This is a genomic window from Brevibacterium renqingii, assembly GCF_017808105.1.
GTDB lineage: Bacteria > Actinomycetota > Actinomycetes > Actinomycetales > Brevibacteriaceae > Brevibacterium > Brevibacterium renqingii.
The window spans coordinates 24,598-43,524 of record NZ_JADBHF010000005.1; the positions used below are offsets into that span (position 1 = coordinate 24,598).

Sequence of the window (18,927 nt, forward strand, 5' to 3'; positions counted from 1 at the left end):
GGGCTGTGTGCAGTGCTGCGTGATGCGTGCTGGAGGCGAGGCAGGAGTCAGGTCCGGAGGCAGGGCGGGAGTCACGCGGAGGCGCCGGAGAAGAAGCCTCCGAACAGCCACCACAGCGGCAGCACTCCGGCCACGAGCACCGTCGCCACAGCCCACTGGATGCGCCACTTCCACGTGCGCCGACGGGTGCCGATGAAGAGGAACGCGAGGTAGAGGATCAGGCAGAAGCCGCCGGAGAGGCTGAGCAGCACCATGACGACGGCGTCCCAGCCCGAGGTGCCCAGATCGAAGAGATATTTCGTCATCTGAGCCATCTGCACGGAGAAGTAGATCGCGGCGGCCAGCAGCGGGAGTCCCAGCACCGCTGCGATGATGAGCGGCAGGGCCTTGAGCCATCGTTCCCTCGGCTCCGAACGGCCGGCATATTCTACGAATTCCTCAGACATCGCCCACCAGCATATGAGGAGAATCCGACAGGACGCTGGATGCGCTGCCCGACGGATCCGGCAAACACTGCCCTGACTGGCGAACACTGCGCTGCCCGGCGAGCACTGCGCTGCCCGGTGGACCCGGCGAGTGAGGCGAATGCTGCGACGACCGGCGACTGTGACTGAACGGACACGCCGAGGCAGAGAGAAGAACGATAGGATATTGCGGTGACTTCCGGCCAGTATTCCGATAAGGACATCCGACACGAGGCGGCCCGCCGCCGCACGTTCGCTGTCATCTCCCACCCCGACGCGGGCAAGTCGACGACAACCGAGGCGCTCGCCCTGCACGCGCGCGCTATCGGCCAGGCCGGAGCCACCCACGGCAAGGCCGGGCGCCGCGCCACCGTCTCCGACTGGATGCAGATGGAGCAGGACCGCGGCATCTCGATCTCCTCGGCGGCGCTGCAGTTCGAATACCGGGATGCGGTGTTCAACCTCGTCGACACCCCCGGCCACGCGGACTTCTCCGAGGACACCTACCGTGTGCTCTCGGCCGTCGACTGCGCAGTCATGCTCATCGACGCCGCCAAAGGCCTCGAGACCCAGACGATGAAGCTCTTCGAAGTCTGTGCCCACCGCGGCATCCCCATCATCACGGTGGTCAACAAGTGGGACCGGCCCGGTCTCGACGCGCTCGAACTCATGGACGAGGTGCAGCAGCGCACCGGGCTGCTGCCGACCCCGATCACCTGGCCTGTCGGCCAGTCCGGCGACTTCCGCGGTGTCCTCGACCGGGCCACCGGCGAATACACGAAGTACACCCGCACCGACGGCGGCGCGACCATCGCCGGTGAGGAGACCTTCTCCGCCGAGGCGGCCCACGACCTCGAGGGCGAGGCCTGGACGACAGCCGTCGACGAATCGGATCTGCTGGAGATGGAGGACCAGAACCACGATCAGGAGACCTTCCTCGCCGGGAAGACGACCCCGGTGATGTTCGCCTCCGCCGTCCTCAACTTCGGCATCCACAAACTCCTCGATATGCTCGTCGACTTCGCCCCCGCCGCCGAGGCGCGTGTGGACAAGGACGATCAGCCCCGTCCCGTCGACGACCCTTTCTCGGGATTCGTCTTCAAGGTGCAGGCCGGAATGGACTCGAACCATCGCGACCGGCTCGCCTACATCCGCGTCTGCTCCGGTGTGTTCGAACGCGGCACCGTGCTCACCCATTCGGCCACCGGCAAGCCCTTCGCCACGAAGTACGCGCAGCAGGTCTTCGGGCGCGACCGCGACGTCGTCGACGAGGCCTTCCCCGGTGACGTCGTCGGACTCGTCAACGCCTCCGCCCTGCGGGTGGGCGACTCGCTCTACCTCGACAAGAAGGTCGAGTTCCCGGGCATACCGACGTTCTCCCCGGAACACTTCATGGTCATCCGCGCCAAGGACTCCTCGAAGTACAAGCAGTTCCGCCGCGGCATCGAACAGCTCGACCACGAGGGGGTGATCCAGGTGCTGCGTTCCGATCTGCGCGGCGACCAGGCACCTGTGCTCGGCGCGGTCGGTCCCATGCAGTTCGAGGTCGCGGAGGATCGGATGACGAACGAATTCAACGCCCCCTGCTCCCTCGAGCGCCTCAACTTCTCCTTGGCCCGGCGCACCACCCCCGAGTGCGTGCCGACGCTGGCTCGGGAGCGGTCCGTCGAGGTGCTGCACCGTTCGGACGGCGAGCTGCTTGCGCTGTTCTCCGACCGGTGGCGGCTGCAGGGCGTGCAGAAGAACCACCCTGATCTGGTCCTCGAGCCGCTGGTCGTCAGCTGAGACGAGAACCATCGCCGTCGGAGGCGGGTTCACGGAGTTTTGACGGGGTCATTATTATGGATAGGCGGGGCCGAGAACATGAGGTCCTGCTTGGGGAGACCGCCTGCAGGGTCAATCCTGCCGCACGGTGAGACCCGAAACGACAAAGGAGAACTGTGGCAACGAAATCGATTCGAGTCGCGATTGCCGGCCTGGGCAACTGCGCCTCGTCCCTGATCCAAGGTGTTGAGTACTATCGGAACGCGTCCCCCGGGACGAAGGTTCCCGGTCTCATGCACGTGGAGTTCGGGGACTATCATGTCGGTGACATCGATTTCGTTGCCGCCTTCGATGTCGACGGCAAGAAGGTCGGCGTCGATCTCGCCGAGGCGATCACGGCCAGTGAGAACAACACCATCAAACTCAGCGATGTGGAGCCGACCGGCATCGAGGTCCTGCGCGGACCCACCCTCGACGGTCTCGGACAGTACTATCGCGACACGATCGTCGAATCCGATCGTGACCCCGTCGACGTCGCCAAAGCACTCAAGGACGCCGAGGCGGACGTGCTTGTGTGCTACCTGCCCGTCGGTTCGCAGGAAGCCGTGGAGTTCTACGCTCAGGCAGCCATCGACGCGAAGGTCGCCTTCGTCAACGCCCTGCCCGTCTTCATCGCCGGCACCAAGGAATGGGACGAGAAGTTCCGCGCCGCCGGTGTCCCGATCGTCGGCGACGACATCAAGAGCCAGATCGGTGCGACCATCACCCATCGCGTCATGGCGAAGCTGTTCGAGGACCGCGGAGTCGTCCTCGACCGCACCTACCAGCTCAATGTCGGCGGAAACATGGACTTCAAGAACATGCTCGAGCGCCAGCGCCTCGAGTCGAAGAAGATCTCGAAGACCCAGGCGGTGACCTCGAACACGAGTGCACAGCTGTCCGATCGCGACGTCCACATCGGACCCAGCGACTACGTCGAGTGGCTCGACGACCGCAAGTGGGCCTTCGTCCGTCTCGAGGGCCGCAATTTCGGTGACGCTCCCGTGTCCTTGGAATACAAGCTCGAGGTCTGGGACTCACCGAATTCGGCCGGTGTCATCATCGATGCCGTCCGTGCGGCGAAGATCGGCCTCGACCGCGGCATCGGCGGAGCTCTCATCTCCGCCTCCTCCTACTTCATGAAGTCACCGCCGGAGCAGAAGGACGATGACGCCGCCCACGAGGCGGTCGAAGCGTTCATCCGCGGCGACATCGATCGCTGAGCTCAGCGAGTCAGCAGACCCGGCCGAGGCGGCTTCGCCTCCGAGAGGCTGAACGGCGCGTCGATCACACACCATGTGATCGGCGCGCTTTCCGCATTCACCCCCGATTCGGCGGGCTGCCGACGATGTGGGGGACTGCGACAGGATGTCCCGGGATTCGGCACACCGGGACGGCCGGCCGCCTCGGCGCATCCGACATATGAGACCTCCGAGACTCAACCGGAGTTGTCCCTACACTGGTGTCTTCGAAGTGCTTGCGCTCACATACGCATCCCCCGCACCGATCGGTGCCCCCACGACCGAGGAGACCCCATGTCGAGCACCAACACCGTCACCGACGAGAAGCCGCGAGGTTCTGCCGACCTCAGCTGGCTGATGCGGCTTCTGGTCTTCATCGAGAAGGCCGGCAACAAGCTGCCGCATCCGTTCTGGCTGTTCCTCTCATTGGCCGTGATCGTCATGATCCTCTCGGCCGTGTTCTCCGCCGTCGGACTCAGCGCGGTCAACCCGGCCACCGATGAGACGGTGACGGTGACCAACCTCTTCTCCACGGAGTCCCTGCGGGAGATCGTGGCCGGAGCCACGACGAACTTCGTCACCTTCCCGCCCCTGGGGCTCGTCCTCATCGTGCTCATCGGCGTCGCCGTGGCCGAGCAGTCGGGACTCATCCCGGCGATGCTGCGCGGAACCATCGCCGGGGCCTCGCCGAAGTGGATCACCTTCATCGTCGCGCTGGCGGGAACCGCCGCCTCGATCGCCTCCGACGCCTCGTACATGATCATGATCCCCCTCGGCGGACTCGCCTTCAAAGCCGTCGGCCGCAACCCTCTGCTCGGCTGCCTCGTCGCCTATGCGGCCACCTCGGGCGGCTATTCTGCGGCCCCGATGGTCAACTCCTTGGATACGATCCTCGGCGGGCTGTCCACCTCGGCGGCTCAGATCATCGACTCCGAGTACACGGTCAGCCCGGTCGCGAACTTCTACTTCAACTTCGTGTCGATGTTCGTCGTCGCCGTCGCGGTCACCCTCGTCACCGAGCTGGTGCTGTCGAAGCGGGCCGATCAGATCGAACTCGACGAGCCCGATGAGAACGATCCGGACGACTTCGGTGTCAAGATGGCACTCGACGCCAACGAGAAGCGCGGCATGGTGTTCGCGATCATCAGCATCGTCGCCTGCGCAGCCATCCTGTTCTTCCTCGCCCTTCCGGCGGATTCGTTCCTCCGCGACGAGGCCGGAGGGTTCGGTCCCGAATCGGGTCTGATGGCGGGGATCGCGGCGATCATCGGATTCGGATTCTTCATCGTCGGCATCGTCTACGGCTATGCCACCGGCACGATCAGGAAGACCGCCGACATCCCCGACATGATGGCCAAGGGCCTGCTGCCCTTCGTCCCGGTCATCGTGCTGTTCTTCGCAGCCAGCCAGTTCCTCGCACTGTTCAAGATGTCCAGCCTCGGCGAGATCCTGGCCATCCGCGGTGCCGAATTCTTCGGTTCGCTCAATACCGGATCGTTCGTCATCCTCCTGGGCGGTTGGCTGCTCGTGGCCCTCGGCGCCCTGTTCCTCACCTCGGGATCGGGACTGTGGACGCTCATGGCTCCGGTGCTCGTGCCGATGTTCATGCTGCTGTCGATCGCACCCGAGACCACCCAGGCGCTGTACCGGATCGGCGATTCGACGACGAATATCATCTCGCCGATGAGCCCGTACTTCGTCGTCGTCCTCGGCTTCGTCCAGAGATACAAGAAGGAGGCGGGGATCGGCACCGTGCTCTCATTCACGATTCCGCTGTCGTTCGCGATGTTCGTCCTCTGGGGACTGCTGTTCTTCATCTGGTGGGCCACCGGCATCCCCTGGGGCCCGGGCGCGGCCACGCACTACCAGATGGGGTGAGTGCGCGCATGAGGGAATTTCCCTTCACACAGGTGCGTTGAGCACAGCAGTGCATCACGATCGCACAACGCTCGTCGGGCCGACGGGCACCCCTCAGTATCCGTCCAGTTCATACGGCTAGACTGACACCGTGAATCAGCACTTGCGCAGCATCCCGTCTGCGTACGCAACCTACTCAGATCGAAAGGATCTCGACCGTGAGTAACCCCATGATGAATCGGGCGATCAACCAAGGTGCCCGGGCCGGCCGCAATGAGCCGGTCATGTCCGACCAGGAGCTCAACGAGCTCTTCAACAAGCCGGCGGCCGAGAACCGCAATGCCGGTCCGCAGGTCGCCGACCGGGCGATGACCTACGACGATGTGATGATGAAGACCGGTGTGCTCTTCGCCATCCTCCTCGGCGGTGCCGTCGTCGGTTGGTTCGTTCCCGTGCTGGCGTTCCCCGCGATGCTCATCGCGCTGGTCCTCGGCCTGGTCAACGCCTTCAAGAGGGAGCCGAACAAGGCTCTGATCATCGGCTACGCCGCGTTCGAGGGAGTCTTCCTCGGCGGCATCTCCTCGCTGTTCGAGGCCATGTACTCCGGCATCGTCGTCCAGGCTGTGCTCGCCACGCTCTGCGTCTTCGGCGTCATGCTCGCCCTGTTCAAGTTCAAGGGTGTGCGCTACGGCTCGAAGATGAAGAAGTTCCTGCTCATCGCCGTCGGCGGTTATGCGATCTTCTCGATCATCAACCTCGGTGTCGCCATGTTCACCGGCTCCGGCGGTGCCCGCAGCGTCGAGGTCAACATCATGGGTATGACGATGCCGCTCGGCGTCATCATCGGCATCGTCGCCACGGTGCTGGCCGCGATGACACTGATCATGGACTTCCAGATGATCGAAGAGGGCGTCAAGCACAGGATCCCGGAGAAGTACTCCTGGATGTGCGCGTTCTCGCTCATGGTCACCCTCGTGTGGCTCTACATCGAGATCCTGCGTCTCATCTCCTACTTCAGGGACTGATCACTCACACCGCCTCCACCGCGTCCTGAGCAGGGCGCCGGAGTTCGCAGGCGGAGAGTTCCGAAGGGCGGATCCCCGAGCCGGGGTCCGCCCTTCGTCGGCTCGGCGGCCCTGGCCGAGGCCGGAGCCCGGGTGAACTCTTCTCTTCGCGATGCGTTGGGGGTACAGTGAGGGCACCGATAGCGCAGTCGGATGAGTTCCCGGTGACCGGTGCCGTCGGGACGGACCGGGGCCTCGGCACGGTGGTCTTCCTGACGGTTGGGAGGGACATCATGGCCGTGCGCACCGGCGAGTTCTTTGCGAACCGTTTCACCTTCGTCGCCGCCGCGATCGGAATGGCCGTCGGCACAGGCAATCTCTGGCGCTTCCCGCGCGTCATCGGCGAATGGGGAGGCGGCACCTTCCTCATCGCCCTGATCATCGCGAATCTTCTCTGGGCGATCCCCATCCTGATGTCCGAATCGATCCTGGGCACCCATACGCGGCTCGGCACGGTCGGCGCATTCCGCGATTTCATGGGGCGCAGATTCACCTGGGTCGGCGGCGTCGTCGGCTTCATCGGCCTGGGCGTCGCCTTCTACTATTCGGTCGTCACCGGCTGGGCCCTGCGCTACTTCGCCTATTCGCTCACCGGAGAATTCTCCACGGGCACGGACACGCAGAAGGTGTGGGAGGACTTCGTCTCGAACCCGTTCCAGACCGTCCTGTTCCACGCGATCGCCATCGCGCTCGTCGGCTTCGTCGTCTATCGCGGACTGAAGAACGGCTTCGAGAAGCTGCTCAACATCATCATCCCCGCGCTCTTCGTCATCCTCGTGATCCTCACCATCCGAGCACTCACCCTGCCGGGAGCGATCGACGGGCTCACCTATATGTTCGTCCCCGACTGGAGCCAGTTCGGTGACGGAGAGATGTGGCGAGAGGCTTTCACCCAGATGGCCTTCTCGACCGGAGCCGGGTGGGCCCTGTACCTGACCTATTCGGTCTACGTCGACAAACGCGAGGACAAGTCTCTCAACGCCAGCGTGGTCGTCGCCGGCAACCTCTTCGCCTCGCTGCTGGCCGGCATGGCCGTCATCGGAACCGTCTTCGCCCTGCGCGGCGCCGACTTCGCAACCGAGGCCGTGGCCGCCGGCGACCAGGGGTTCGCATTCGTCTACTTCGCCGAGCTGCTCGGGCAGATGCCGGGCGGAGTCGTCTTCGGGCCCCTGTTCTTCCTCGCGCTCTTCCTCGCCGGGGCGTCGAGCCTCATCGCCATGGTCGAACTCGGCACCCGCAACGTCATGGACATGGGTGTGCGTCGGACCCGAGCGGTGCCGGCCATGATCATCGTCATCTTCATCTGCGGCATCCCCTCGGCGCTGAGCCTGTCGTTCTTCACCAACCAGGACAATGTCTGGGGCATCGGGCTTCTCCTCAGCGGCCTCGGGGTGGCCATGGCGATGTGGAAGTTCGGCGTGCACAGGGTCAGTGCCATGATCGAGGCGGTGGCCGATCTGCATTTCGGTCGAGCCTGGATCTTCTGCATCCGGATCTTCCCGCTGCTGTTCGTCGCCCTGTTCGGTTGGTTCATCGTCGACGCGGTCACGGGTACGGACCAATGGTGGAACCCGTTCCAGGAGTTCAGCCTCGGCACGATGGTCCTGCAATGGGGCGTGCTCATCATCGTCATGCTGCTGCTCAACCGGTTCCTCGCCAGGAAGGTCGTGGCCGGACCGATGACCGAAGGGGTCGAAGGAGGTGAGAGGTGATGGCAGAGACGGTCATCTGGACCATCGTCTTCGTCGGCGGTGACCTCGCCGTCCTCGTCGCACTGCTGGGCTTCGCCATCCGCAAGGACAAGCAGAAGCTCGCGGCCGAGAGCTGAGCGGAGAGATCGCATCCGCGGGAGCCCGGACCGCTGCGGCGAAGCGGCCATTGCATGTGATCACACTCACCTCTATGGTCTGAGTATCGAGACGATACCGTGGTCGTCCACCGACAGTGAGGGGATCTTTCAATGACGAAACCGATGCGCGGCGTGTTCGCGGTGCCGACGACGCCATTCAACGAGGACGGAACGCAGAACATCGAAGCTCTGACCTCACGGGTCGAGGCCGTACTCGATGCCGGGGTGGAGGGGATCCTCTGTCTCGGGGCGACGGGCGAAGCGCTGGCACTCAGTGACGAGGAGCGCGAAGCTCAGATCCGCGCGATCGTCGACACAGCAGGCGACCGTGCGAATCTCGTGGTCGGATGCATGGCCTACACTCCCGAGCAGATGAGCGCGCACATCGCGAATGCGAAGTCCTGGGGCGCCGATGCCGCCATGATCACTCCGCCCTTCTACGGCGGACTCGAACCCGAAGCGGCCGCCGCGGCACTGCACGCGGCGATGAAGGACTCCCCGCTGCCCGTGATGGTCTACAACAACCCTCATTCGACCGGCACCGACCTCCTGCCCGAGCACCTTGCCGCCCTTGTCGACACCGGAAGGCTGTGGAGTGTCAAGGAGACTTCCGGGGCCGCCAGCCGCGTACGCGAGCTGCGGGCCGAACTCGGCGACGACGTCGAGGTGTTCGTCGGCGCCGACGGAATCGCCCTCGAAGGCTTCGTCCAGGGTGCCAGCGGGTGGGTGGCCGCCTCGGCGTGGCTGCTGCCCCGGCAATGTCAGGCGCTGTGGTCCCACGCACGGGAGGGCGACTGGGCGGCGGCTGTCGAGCTGTGGAACGACTTATCAGGTGCACTCGCCCAGATCGAGGACAACCCGGCGTTCATCTCACTGATCAAACAGGCGCTGAGCCGGCTCAGCATCGACCAGGGGCCGGTGCGCCCACCGCTGCCGACCGCCGACAGTGAGGCGCTGGAATCCCTGCTGTCGACGATCAGCGCACTCGCGAAGGGGAACTGACATGACCGACACCGGCGCACAGGCCCTGGCCGCGCTCCTCGACCCGGATCACGGGGTCTTCACCACCGGCGGCTTCGCCACGGGGCAGGGGCCCGGACTCGACCTCGTCTCACCGATCGACGGGGAGCTCATCGGCACCGTCCGCGAAGCCTCCGGACATCAGCTCGACTCGGCGGTCGCCTCCGCCCGCCGCACCTTCAGTGAGGGCTCCTGGTCGGCCGATGGGGCGCATCGCGCGAAGGTGCTGCGCCGCCTGGCCGATCTCGTCGTCGACAACGCCGAGCAGATCGCCTACCTCGACGCCATCGAGGCAGGCAAGGTCTTCACCGACAGTGTGGCAGAAGACGTCGAGGACGTCGCGTCCAACCTCCGGTTCTTCGCGGACCTCATCTCCCGCGATGACGGCCGCTACCTGCAGGGGCCCGAGGGCTGGGGCTGGGTGCGCAAGATCCCCGTCGGCGTCGTCGGGGCCGTCCTGCCATGGAACTACCCGATCGCCATGCTCGGGTGGAAGGTGGCACCGGCGCTGGCCGCCGGCAATGCGATGATCATCAAACCCTCGGAGGACTCGACGCTCAGCGCTCTGCACTTCGCAGGGCTGGCGCAGCAGGCAGGGGTGCCCGACGGCATCCTCCACGTCCTCACCGGCACCGGCCCGAACATCGGGGAGGCTATGGGGCTGCATGCCGGCATCGATGTGCTCACCTTCACCGGCTCCGGTCCTGTCGGACGCTCTTTCCTCGAGTCCTCCGCGAAGTCGAACCTCAAGAAGGTCTCGCTCGAATTGGGCGGGCGCGCGGTCTACATCGTCGATGCTGAACATGCCACCGACTTCGCTGCCATCGCCGCCGACATCGCCGGTGCCGCATTCGGAACCAGCGGACAGAACTGCACGGCCTCCTCCCGTGTGATCTTCGTCGGCGACGATGACGCGGACTTCCAACAGTTCCGCGAGGCGCTCGTCGCCGCCACCGAGGGGCTGACGGTCGGCGATCCTCTCGTCGAGGGCACCGATATCGGTCCCGTGATCAACAAGAAGGCCCGCGACCGGATCTCCGTCTGGGTCGATGAAGCAGTGGGCAAGGGCGCGAGCATCATCAATACCACCGCCGAGGTGCCTTCCGCAGGGACCTGGTTCCCACCGACGGTCATCGAAGGTGTGCCCGAGGACAGCGAGCTCGGACGCGGCGAGATCTTCGGACCGCTCACCCAGCTGCTGCGCACCTCGAGCCGTGATGAGGCCGTGAGCGCGATCAACGACGAAGCCTACGGTCTGGCGTCGACCGTATGGTGTGAGGACCTGGGCACCACGAAGTGGTGGTCCGATCGTATACGGGTCGGAACCCTGGCGGTCAACGGCTACAGCGAAGGGACCGTGGCCACTCCGTTCGGCGGCCTGCGCCAGTCCGGGTTCTGGGGTCGCGACAACGGCCCCGAGGCGCTCGAGACCTACCAGGAGACGATGACGGTCTGGATCGCTGGGAACTGAGCAGGGCAGGTGGGACCTAAGATGGGTTCATGACCGCTCTGACCGACGACCTCGAGACCGAGATCCGGCGCCTGCGTGTGCGCATCATCGGATTGGACTCGCGCCGACTCGACGAGCCCGGCGGAGGGCCGGAGACCGGTGCCGACACGGGGCGGACGGCGAAGTCCCGCCGGGAGACCATCGAGAGAGCGCTCGCCGAATTCTCCGACATCGCCTCGGGCGGGCGCGCTGTGCCCGACCTCGGCGATGCGAGCCTGGCCGACCAGGTCGTCGTGCTGCTGGACCACGGTCGGAGCGTGGGCCAGAGCCTGCCCGAGGCAGAGCGTGACGCGATGCTCACTGAGCTCCTCGACGCCGCAGTCGCCCTGCGCCGCGGACTGGCCTGACCCCGCGCCGACTGCCGAACCGAGCTCGGCTCATGCACACTCCCGGGCGTCTTCGATCTCGACCCTGAGAAGCGTGTGAGTCGACCGACGGAACGCTGTATGCTCAGCCCCAGCAGTCAGCGTTCCGACATCACAGTGAGGTGGTTGAAACATGTTCGGCCTTCCGGCGGCAACGGTCGCCATCATCTTCGGGATCCCCGCGGTCTGGGTGCTCTACACCCTTGTGTTCGTCTATCTTTCGCGCGGCTGGAAGGCAGAGGACGTGGCAGAGGATCGCGCATTGCTGAACGGCGGTGGCGGCAGCCCGCGTCCCGGTGGCGACGACACCGGCCCGGCCGCCTCGGCGAACGGGGGAGCGGCGTGAACATCGAAACCTGGTTCCTCGTCATCTACTTCGTCGCGATGGCCGCCATCGGGGTGGCCACGCTGAAGATGGGCAACAAGGACAGCGAGGGCTTCCTGCTCGGCGGGCGCAGCCTCGGACCGGCGGTGACGGCCCTGCGCCTGCAGTCCTCATCGATGTCCGGCTACATGTTCCTCGGGGCCGGTTCGCTGGCATACACGAAAGGCTACTTCTCGCTGTGGTATGCGATGGGCGACATCGGCGGAGGCGTCCTCAACCTCTCGATCCTCGGTCGGCGGATGCGCAAGCTCTCGCAGATCCTCGGGTCCCTGACCTCGATCGAATACCTCGAACACCGCTACCCCTCGCGGTGGATCCGCGCGATCGCGGCCCCGATCGCTGTGGCCTGCATCTTCTTCTACGTCATGACCCAGTTCATCGCCGGCGGTCGCGGACTCGAGATGGTCACCGGCATCCCGTACGCCTGGGCCCTGCTCATCGCCGTCGGCGTCATCGTCTTCTACACCTTCCTCGGAGGCTACCTCGCGGTGGCCTACACGGACTTCGTGCAGGCGATCATCATGCTCATCGGCATGCTGTGGATCCTGATCGGCACGATGCAGGCCATCGGCGGCTGGACGGTCGGCAACGAAGCCGTCGGTGAGATCAACCCGAATCTGCTGACCATGTGGGGCCCGGACGGCATCGAGTCCGTCCAATGGGGCGTCATCATCGGCGCGGTTCTCGTGTTCTCCATCGGCTACATGGGGTGGCCGCACGTCAACGTCAGCCATATGGCGATGAAGCGCCCCTCGGTCGCGCGCACCGCGAGCATGTACGCCACCGGCTTCAACCTGCTGTTCATCCCCGCCCCCTACATCGTCGGTGTCATGGCGCTCATCCTGCTGCCCACGCTCGACAATCCCGAGCTCGCGGTCTTCCAGGTCGCCGACACCGTGCTGCCGGACTTCGCCGTCGGCATCGTCATGGCCGGCATCATGGCCGCGATCATGTCCACCGCCGATGCGCTGCTGCTGCAGTCGGGCACGATCGCCAGCCAGGACCTGTTCCGGCGCTTCGTCAAACCGGACATGACCGACAGGCAGTCCGTGTGGATCTCACGGTTCACCGTCCTCATCCTCGCGATCATCGGCTACTGGGTCGCCGTGAACGACCCGCCATCGGTCGCCGAGGTCGCGATCTTCGCGACCACCGTCCTCGGAGCCGCCTTCGTGCCCGTCTACGTGGCCGCGGCGTGGTGGAAGAGGGCCAACGTACCCGGGGCGATCGTGTCCATGATCCTCGGCACCGTCTCGTCCGTGGGTTGGCAGCTGGCCGGCCTCGTCGACAGCACCGGAATCGACCCGATGGGCATCGGAATCGTGTGCTCGACGCTTGCGATCATCATCGTCTCTCTGGCCACGCAGCGATCTCATCCTGTGCCCGAGCATGTCCTCGCCGCCCTGGAAGAGACCGAGAAGATCGGTGCCATTCCCGCTCACTTGCTCGCCGGGCAGAACGACGCCCTGGCCGGGCAGGTGCCGAAAGGGGCAGGAGAGAAGTGAGTGCCGAGCTCGGCGCCGAGTCGTGGGACGACCTGTCCGTCGTCGACCCCGTGCGGATGCATCCGAATATCACCGGCGCCGAGGCGCTCGCTGTCTTCCAACGCAAGCTGCCGGGTGCCGTCGCCGAGGTGCGAGAGGTGCACCACCCGTTCTGGTGGGCTCCGCTGCGGGTGAGGACCCGAGGACTGCTGAGGCGGGAGTCTCACGGTCCGGGGCAGGAGATGAACGTATTCGTCAATGCTGTGACCGGGCGCGCGATGATCGCCGACTTCACTCCCGTCGGCATAGTGGAGGCGGGGGAGGCGTGGTCGACCATTCTGGATGAGCATGGAGGTCAGTCACGACTGCCGAGTCGGTCCGAGGCGGAGCGGACGGCGCGTGCATTGGCCCGGGCAAAGGTCGTCAAAACGGTGAAGCTCGGTATGGGGATCGAGATCTCAACGGCCGACGGGCACGGCCTGCGCGGGGTGCTCAAACCCAATTGGCTCGTCACCGGAACGAACTCGAAGCACTCGGCGACGATCCTCGTCGACGGCCTCGATTCCTCCCACTACATCGTGCGAGTGGAGAAGCTCGACAGGAACGGGGCTGCGCTTCGGTGACAGCGGGTTCCGGCGGAGCTGCGACGGAGACGGGTCAGCCCCAGTTCTTCGCATCGGAGATGCAGAAGGGGTGGCCTGCGGGATCGATGAGCACGACCCAGGACTCACCGGGCTGAGGATCGGCGAGTGCGGCGCCGAGTTCCACACAGCGGTCAGCTGCCGCCCGGACGTCATCGGCGGCGAGATCGAGGTGGAACTGCTTATGCCCGTCGTCGGGCCAGTCCGGGGGCCGGTAGTCGGGAATCGTGCCGACGCCCAAGGCATGGCTGGGGCCGGTCAGCATGGCATAGTTCTCGTCTGCATAGACCATCGGCCACCCGAGAACCGCGGAATAGAATTCGCCGAGTGCTGCAGCATCGGGGGCATCGAGGGTGACCATGGCCAGTCGGGCGACAGGTGCAGGGGCAGCGGCGTCGGCGACGGTCGACGTGCTGACGGTCTGGGCATCGGTCTTCTGTGTGTCAGTCATGTCTGACATTCTTGTGCCATGGACGATGTCGTCGCTAGGAAAAATGCGTCAGCAGAGGGAGGGACGCCTCAGCACTTCTTCGGGCGTGTGCTCAGACCCGGCGAGCTGCTCGACCACGCGAGCTATTCGACACCGCGCATGGTCTCGGAGCGGCTGCGGCCCTTCGTCAAACGCTACTGGGCCGTCACATGGGACCTTCCGGACGGCGAGAGCTATCAGACGTCGACGGTCTCGGAACCGACCATCAACCTGACTTTCGAATTCGGGTCCAGCAGACGGGTGAGCACTGACGGACCAGGCGTATGGGTGACCGGACCGGTGACAGAACGGCGCTTCGATGTGGGCATCTTCGGTCGGGGAGGGGTACTCGGGGTGAACTTCCATCTCGGCGCGACACTGGCGTTCTCGGATCGGGCGCCGTCGATCATCCGCAACTCGACCGTGGCCGCCGCCGAATGGTTTCCCACACTGGAGGCCGACCTCGGACTGGCCGAGGCTTTCTCACCGGTGCCCATCGCCGCGTCCGGACTGCACCGGACTGAGGCAGCGGCGGCCGGTGAACCACAGGTCGACCCCGACACCGTTGTTCCCGATATAGAGGCTCTGGCCGAGTCGGTCGAGAATTGGCTGCTCTCCCGGCGCCCGGAGATGACTCAGGGCTACAGTCGCCTGAAACATGTGCTGGACGTCCTCGCCGACCCCGAGGTCGTCAGTCTGCAGATCCTGTCCCGTCGTACGGGGATCGGCGAGCGCACACTGCAGCGGATGTTCGACCGATACTGTGGTGTCGGCGTGAAGAAGATCCTGGCTCGCGCTCGGATCATCGACGCCGTCGGCGCCATCGATCGCGGGTGGAACGGGTCCTTGGCCGATCTCGGGATTCACTTCGGGTGGTACGACCAATCCCATTTCAGTGCCGACTTCCTCCGCGTGACCGGGTTCAGCCCGCGGGTGTACTCGCAGAGGGCATCTGCGCGGGTCAATCGGGGATGATCCCCCTGCCGTCGACCTTCGGGATGGCGACGAGCAGCTTCTGCGTATTGAACAGTTAAGACACGGACAAGTCGGTCTATTGCCGTCTTGCGAAGATGAGGCCCCCGGGTCGTTCCTCGTCCGGGCCGATGACCGTCTCCGAAACGATGACGAATCCTGACGCCCGCAGCCATCCGGTCATCGTCTCCGGCTCTCGTCGATGGCTGTCGAGGCTGATCAGGGCTCCCGTATATCCCTCGTCTGTATGGCGAACACCGGTCCCGGCGGGGAAGCCCAAGAGGAGCAGACCGTCGCCGCGTAACACGCGGTGGAACTCGTCGATGACTCCTGGCATGGCGTCGTCGGGGATGTGGACGGTCGACCAGAAGGCCAGGGCACCGGCCAAAGAGCCTTCGGGCAGGTCGAGATCGGTCATCGTTCCGACCTCGAATCTGATCTCGGGATAGTCACGGTGGGCGATGGCGACCATTTCGGGCGAGAGGTCGATGCCGAAAGAGTCGACGCCGAGCCGGTGAAGATGGGCAGTCACATATCCGGGGCCGCAGCCGATGTCGGCGACAGGTCCTCCTCCCGCCTCGGCGATCATCTCAGCGAAGATCTGGAGACCGGAACGCAGGTGCGGGTGCCCGGCGAGGAGCCCACGGACCTGTTCAGCGTACCCGGCCGCGTCGATGTCGTAGGATCTGCGGATCTGGGACAGCCACGTCGTCGATGTCGCAGCGGCTTCGGAATCCGCCCGCGAGCTGTGTGCGCCGCGGCTCAGAAGATGGTCGCGGAGCACCGGCAGCAGCGTGCTCCATGCTGGTGGAGGGGGCGTCTCATGGCCCATCCCGTCGAGCACGAGAAGAGTGGAGTCGGGGACCATCCGTGCCAGAGCCTCACCGTGTGGCAGCGGGAACATCGGATCGGATGCACCGTGGACGACCAATGTCGGTGCTCGGATCGCTGCCGGGTCGACGGTCGTCTCGGCTGCGATCAGGAAATGATTGGCCTCTGCGGCTGCGATGTCTCCGCCGCGCCGGATTTCGAGTGCTGCGATGGCGCGGATGCGGGCCTCGTCGAATCCCCACGAGCCTGCAAAGGGGCGTTCGCCCTCGACCCGGTGGGTGAGGACAGCGTCCGGATCGGACCAATCGATGTGACTGTCGCCGGAGAAGGTCGCCTGAACCGATTCCGTCGGCGGCGGCAGAGGGGGCGGCGTACCGCCCGCCGGGGAAGTCGCGATGAGGGTCAGTGTCCTCACTCGGCCCGGGAACTCCACAGCGATGGTCTGGGCGATTCCGCCTCCCATCGATACTCCGATCAGATGAGCGGAGTCGATGCCGAATGAGTCGAGGATGCGCACAGGATCGCTCGCGAACTCAACGGCCGAATATCCCGGATACCCAGGTGGAGAAGTCGTCGACCGACCGGTGTCCCTGTGGTCGTAGCGGATGACCTGGTAACCCTCATCGCGGATGAGCCCGCAGAACTCGGGTGTCCACCAGTCCATGGACTGTGCGGCACCGGCGATGAGCAGGACGGCAGGGTCATCGGGTGCGCCGAATCGGTCGACGCAGAGAGTGGCGTCCTCGAACTCGACCGATTCCATGACAGCGGCCTCCCCGTTGACAGCGCTGTGGAGAACCGAGTCTATCGACGGAATCTGCGCATTTCACCCCTCTTTCAGGCGTTGGTCCGTGATCACGCCCGCGAACGGGCCAGCAGGTACACGAAGTACGGGGCGCCGATGAGGGCGACGATGAGGCCGGCGGGAATCTGAGCGGGGGCGATGATCGTACGACCGATCGCATCGGCGGCGACGAGTCCACCGGCACCGAGCAGCATGGACACCGGCAGCACGCGGGCATGCTGCGCCCCGACGAGGGCTCTGGCCGCATGCGGAGCGACGAGGCCGATGAAGCCGACCACGCCGACGGCCGAGACGCTGACGGCGGCGAGCACCGCTGCTGTGATGAGCACACCGAGGCGCACGGGTTCACGGGCGACCCCGACCAGCCTCGGCGTATCATCGTCGAGAGCCAGGAGGTCGAGTTCCCGAGCCCACACGAACGCCAATGGAATCGCGATGACGAGTGCAAGGGTCACCGGTGCGACATCGGCCCAGACCCGCCCGTAAGTCGACCCGGACAGCCAGGTGAATAGGGCAGGGGTGTCCCAGGGATTGGCGCGGATGAGGAAGAGCGTGGTCAGCGCCGTGAACCCGTACCACATGCCGATGCCGACGAGAACGAGACGATCCGTATTCATCCCGCCCCGCCAGGCGAGGGCATAGACGAGGGCGAAGGCCACCAGTGCCCCGATGATCCCGGCCGTCGAGATCAGGACGACGGTGGCGCCGGGCACCAGTGTGATGACCACGACCGCCCCGAGCCCGGCTCCTCCGGTGATGCCGAGCAGGCCGGGTTCGGCCAGAGGGTTGCGGGCGCTTGCCTGCACGAGAGCGCCTGAGAGTCCGAGGGCCGCTCCGGCAGCCAGCGCTGCGGCCACTCGTGGGGCACGCGAGTCGAAGGCGAAGTCGATGACAGGGGTCGCCTGGTCGGTGAGCCACAGCGAGACATCGCCGAGGAGGTAGAAACGTTCGCCGGTCAGCAGCGCAAGGATCGCGGCGGCACCGACGAGCACGCAGCCGCCGACGATGACGACGGCCGTCCGCCGGGCCCCGTGAATCCGCGAGCGTGCTGCAGAAGTAGCCTGGGCAGGACTCGCGGTGCGCGTCGATCGTGCGAGGGCGATGAGGACGACGGCGCCGAAGATCGTCGTCGTCACTCCCGACGGCAGCGTGATCGCCTCGTCGGCTCCGACGATGGCGCGCAGCAGCGCATCGGCGAAGATGACGATGATCGCGCCGATGAGTGCGGTCGCAGGAATCATCACCGCATGCTTGCCCAGCGCCGGGGCCAGCCGCCCGAGCAGTCGGGCGATGACAGGGGCGCAGAGTCCGACGAATCCGATCGGTCCCGCCAGAGTCACCGCCGTGGCGGTGAGGAGCACGGCGAGCAGGATTCCGATGGCCCGGGTCGAGCGGAGCGGCACTCCGAGCACCGAGGCGGCGTCATCGCCGAGGCTGAGCAGGTCGAGGCGGCGGGAGAGCAGGATCGCTGCGATGACGATGAGCCCGATGACGGGAGTGCTGCGGACGGCGGCGGTGCCGTCGAGTTGATTGAGCGTACCCGAACCCCAGGAGAAGAGGCTCGTCGTCTCCTCAGAAAAGAGGATGAGCAGCGTCGAGGTTCCCGCCTGCAGCGCCAATGCCGTCGCAGTGCCGGCGAGGACGAGTCGAGTCGTCGACGCGGCCGCCCCGCCGGCGAGTCCCAGCACGAGAGCCGCGGCGGCCAGACCACCGACGAAGGCGACCCCGCCGGAGGCCCACACCGGGACGGCGACGCCGAGGGCCGTGACCACTGTGACCGCGAAGTACGACCCGCCCGTGACCGCGAGCGTGTCGGGCGAGGCCAGCGGATTGCGCGCCAGGGACTGGAACAGCGCACCGGCCACACCCAGGGCGATGCCGACGAGGATGCCCGCACCTACGCGCGGCAGCCGGGACCCGAGCACGATGTCACGCGTGCTGGGACCTGCCTCGGCGGGGGAGGCCGTACCGGTTGCGGCCGCGACCAGATCTCGGACACCGATTCCCGAGGTGCCCTGCGTGATGTGCCAGGCGCAGAGCAGCGTGAGGACGCACACCAGTCCGAGGAGGATTCCGGCGGCGGAGAGGACGCCGACGGCTCCGACCTTCTGCACGGACGCGTCGGCTGTCTTTGCGGACGGTGCCTCGGCCGCGGTGGTGGGCATTG

16 protein-coding genes and 2 pseudogenes are annotated in these 18,927 nt (G+C 65.7%); 13 read left to right on the top strand and 5 right to left on the bottom strand.

Features of this window, described 5'->3' with window-relative positions:
• Positions 1–71: 71 nt before the first annotated feature.
• A complete protein-coding gene (locus IHE57_RS06455; RefSeq protein ID WP_209325389.1) occupies positions 72–446 on the bottom strand; it encodes a hypothetical protein in 375 nt (124 codons plus the stop codon).
• 210 nt (positions 447–656) lie between these two features.
• On the opposite strand from IHE57_RS06455, the pseudogene IHE57_RS16680 reads away from it, so the two are divergent.
• Positions 657–1,481 (top strand): annotated as a pseudogene (locus tag IHE57_RS16680) (GTP-binding protein); the annotation flags it as partial.
• Between the two features lie 90 nt (positions 1,482–1,571).
• Here IHE57_RS16680 and IHE57_RS06465 read toward each other — a convergent pair.
• Positions 1,572–1,673, bottom strand: a pseudogene (locus IHE57_RS06465).
• A 111-nt stretch (positions 1,674–1,784) separates the two neighbouring features.
• On the opposite strand from IHE57_RS06465, the gene IHE57_RS06470 reads away from it, so the two are divergent.
• From IHE57_RS06470 to IHE57_RS06520, 11 genes are all read left to right on the top strand, one after another.
• Positions 1,785–2,249, top strand: a complete 465-nt coding sequence (locus IHE57_RS06470; protein WP_209325388.1) for a hypothetical protein — start codon at positions 1,785–1,787, stop codon at positions 2,247–2,249.
• 155 nt (positions 2,250–2,404) lie between these two features.
• Positions 2,405–3,490 carry an inositol-3-phosphate synthase gene (locus IHE57_RS06475; protein WP_209325387.1) on the top strand — a complete coding sequence of 362 codons (1,086 nt, stop codon included), beginning with the start codon at positions 2,405–2,407 and terminating at the stop codon, positions 3,488–3,490.
• A 312-nt stretch (positions 3,491–3,802) separates the two neighbouring features.
• A complete protein-coding gene (locus tag IHE57_RS06480) occupies positions 3,803–5,386 on the top strand; it encodes an AbgT family transporter (RefSeq protein WP_209371822.1) in 1,584 nt (527 codons plus the stop codon).
• Positions 5,387–5,595: 209 nt separating this feature from the next.
• On the top strand, positions 5,596–6,390 hold the full coding sequence (locus IHE57_RS06485) for a Bax inhibitor-1/YccA family protein (protein ID WP_209325492.1): 795 nt from the start codon (positions 5,596–5,598) through the stop codon (positions 6,388–6,390).
• Between the two features lie 203 nt (positions 6,391–6,593).
• Entirely contained in the window at positions 6,594–8,141 is a 1,548-nt protein-coding gene (locus IHE57_RS06490) for a sodium-dependent transporter (RefSeq protein ID WP_209371824.1), read from the top strand.
• Between the two features lie 248 nt (positions 8,142–8,389).
• Positions 8,390–9,280, top strand: a complete 891-nt coding sequence (locus IHE57_RS06495; RefSeq protein ID WP_209371825.1) for a dihydrodipicolinate synthase family protein — start codon at positions 8,390–8,392, stop codon at positions 9,278–9,280.
• 1 nt (position 9,281) lies between these two features.
• A complete protein-coding gene (locus IHE57_RS06500) occupies positions 9,282–10,769 on the top strand; it encodes an aldehyde dehydrogenase family protein (RefSeq protein ID WP_209371826.1) in 1,488 nt (495 codons plus the stop codon).
• Between the two features lie 29 nt (positions 10,770–10,798).
• Entirely contained in the window at positions 10,799–11,155 is a 357-nt protein-coding gene (locus IHE57_RS06505) for a hypothetical protein (protein ID WP_209325382.1), read from the top strand.
• Between the two features lie 151 nt (positions 11,156–11,306).
• The gene (locus IHE57_RS06510) at positions 11,307–11,519 is read left to right on the top strand and encodes a hypothetical protein (protein WP_209325499.1); all 213 of its coding nucleotides are present in this window, start codon (positions 11,307–11,309) and stop codon (positions 11,517–11,519) included.
• Positions 11,516–13,063 (top strand): sodium/proline symporter, encoded by a 1,548-nt coding sequence (locus tag IHE57_RS06515; protein WP_209371827.1) that lies wholly within the window; start codon positions 11,516–11,518, stop codon positions 13,061–13,063. The genes IHE57_RS06510 and IHE57_RS06515 overlap by 4 nt, the downstream gene beginning before the upstream one ends.
• The gene (locus IHE57_RS06520; RefSeq protein ID WP_209371828.1) at positions 13,060–13,665 is read left to right on the top strand and encodes a hypothetical protein; all 606 of its coding nucleotides are present in this window, start codon (positions 13,060–13,062) and stop codon (positions 13,663–13,665) included. Before IHE57_RS06515 ends, IHE57_RS06520 begins: the two co-directional genes overlap by 4 nt.
• Positions 13,666–13,699: 34 nt before the next feature.
• On the opposite strand, the gene IHE57_RS06525 is transcribed toward IHE57_RS06520, so the two are convergent.
• Positions 13,700–14,134 carry a VOC family protein gene (locus IHE57_RS06525; protein ID WP_253720008.1) on the bottom strand — a complete coding sequence of 145 codons (435 nt, stop codon included), beginning with the start codon at positions 14,132–14,134 and terminating at the stop codon, positions 13,700–13,702.
• An 18-nt stretch (positions 14,135–14,152) separates the two neighbouring features.
• Here IHE57_RS06525 and IHE57_RS06530 point away from each other — a divergent pair, with 18 nt between their 5' ends.
• Positions 14,153–15,127, top strand: coding sequence for a helix-turn-helix domain-containing protein (locus tag IHE57_RS06530; RefSeq protein WP_209371830.1), 975 nt, complete (start codon positions 14,153–14,155; stop codon positions 15,125–15,127).
• Between the two features lie 76 nt (positions 15,128–15,203).
• On the opposite strand, the gene IHE57_RS06535 is transcribed toward IHE57_RS06530, so the two are convergent.
• Both IHE57_RS06535 and IHE57_RS06540 read right to left on the bottom strand, forming a co-directional pair.
• Positions 15,204–16,718, bottom strand: a complete 1,515-nt coding sequence (locus IHE57_RS06535; RefSeq protein ID WP_209371831.1) for an alpha/beta fold hydrolase — start codon at positions 16,716–16,718, stop codon at positions 15,204–15,206.
• A 92-nt stretch (positions 16,719–16,810) separates the two neighbouring features.
• Positions 16,811–18,925, bottom strand: coding sequence for an iron ABC transporter permease (locus tag IHE57_RS06540; protein ID WP_209372109.1), 2,115 nt, complete (start codon positions 18,923–18,925; stop codon positions 16,811–16,813).
• Between the last annotated feature and the right edge of the window lie 2 nt (positions 18,926–18,927).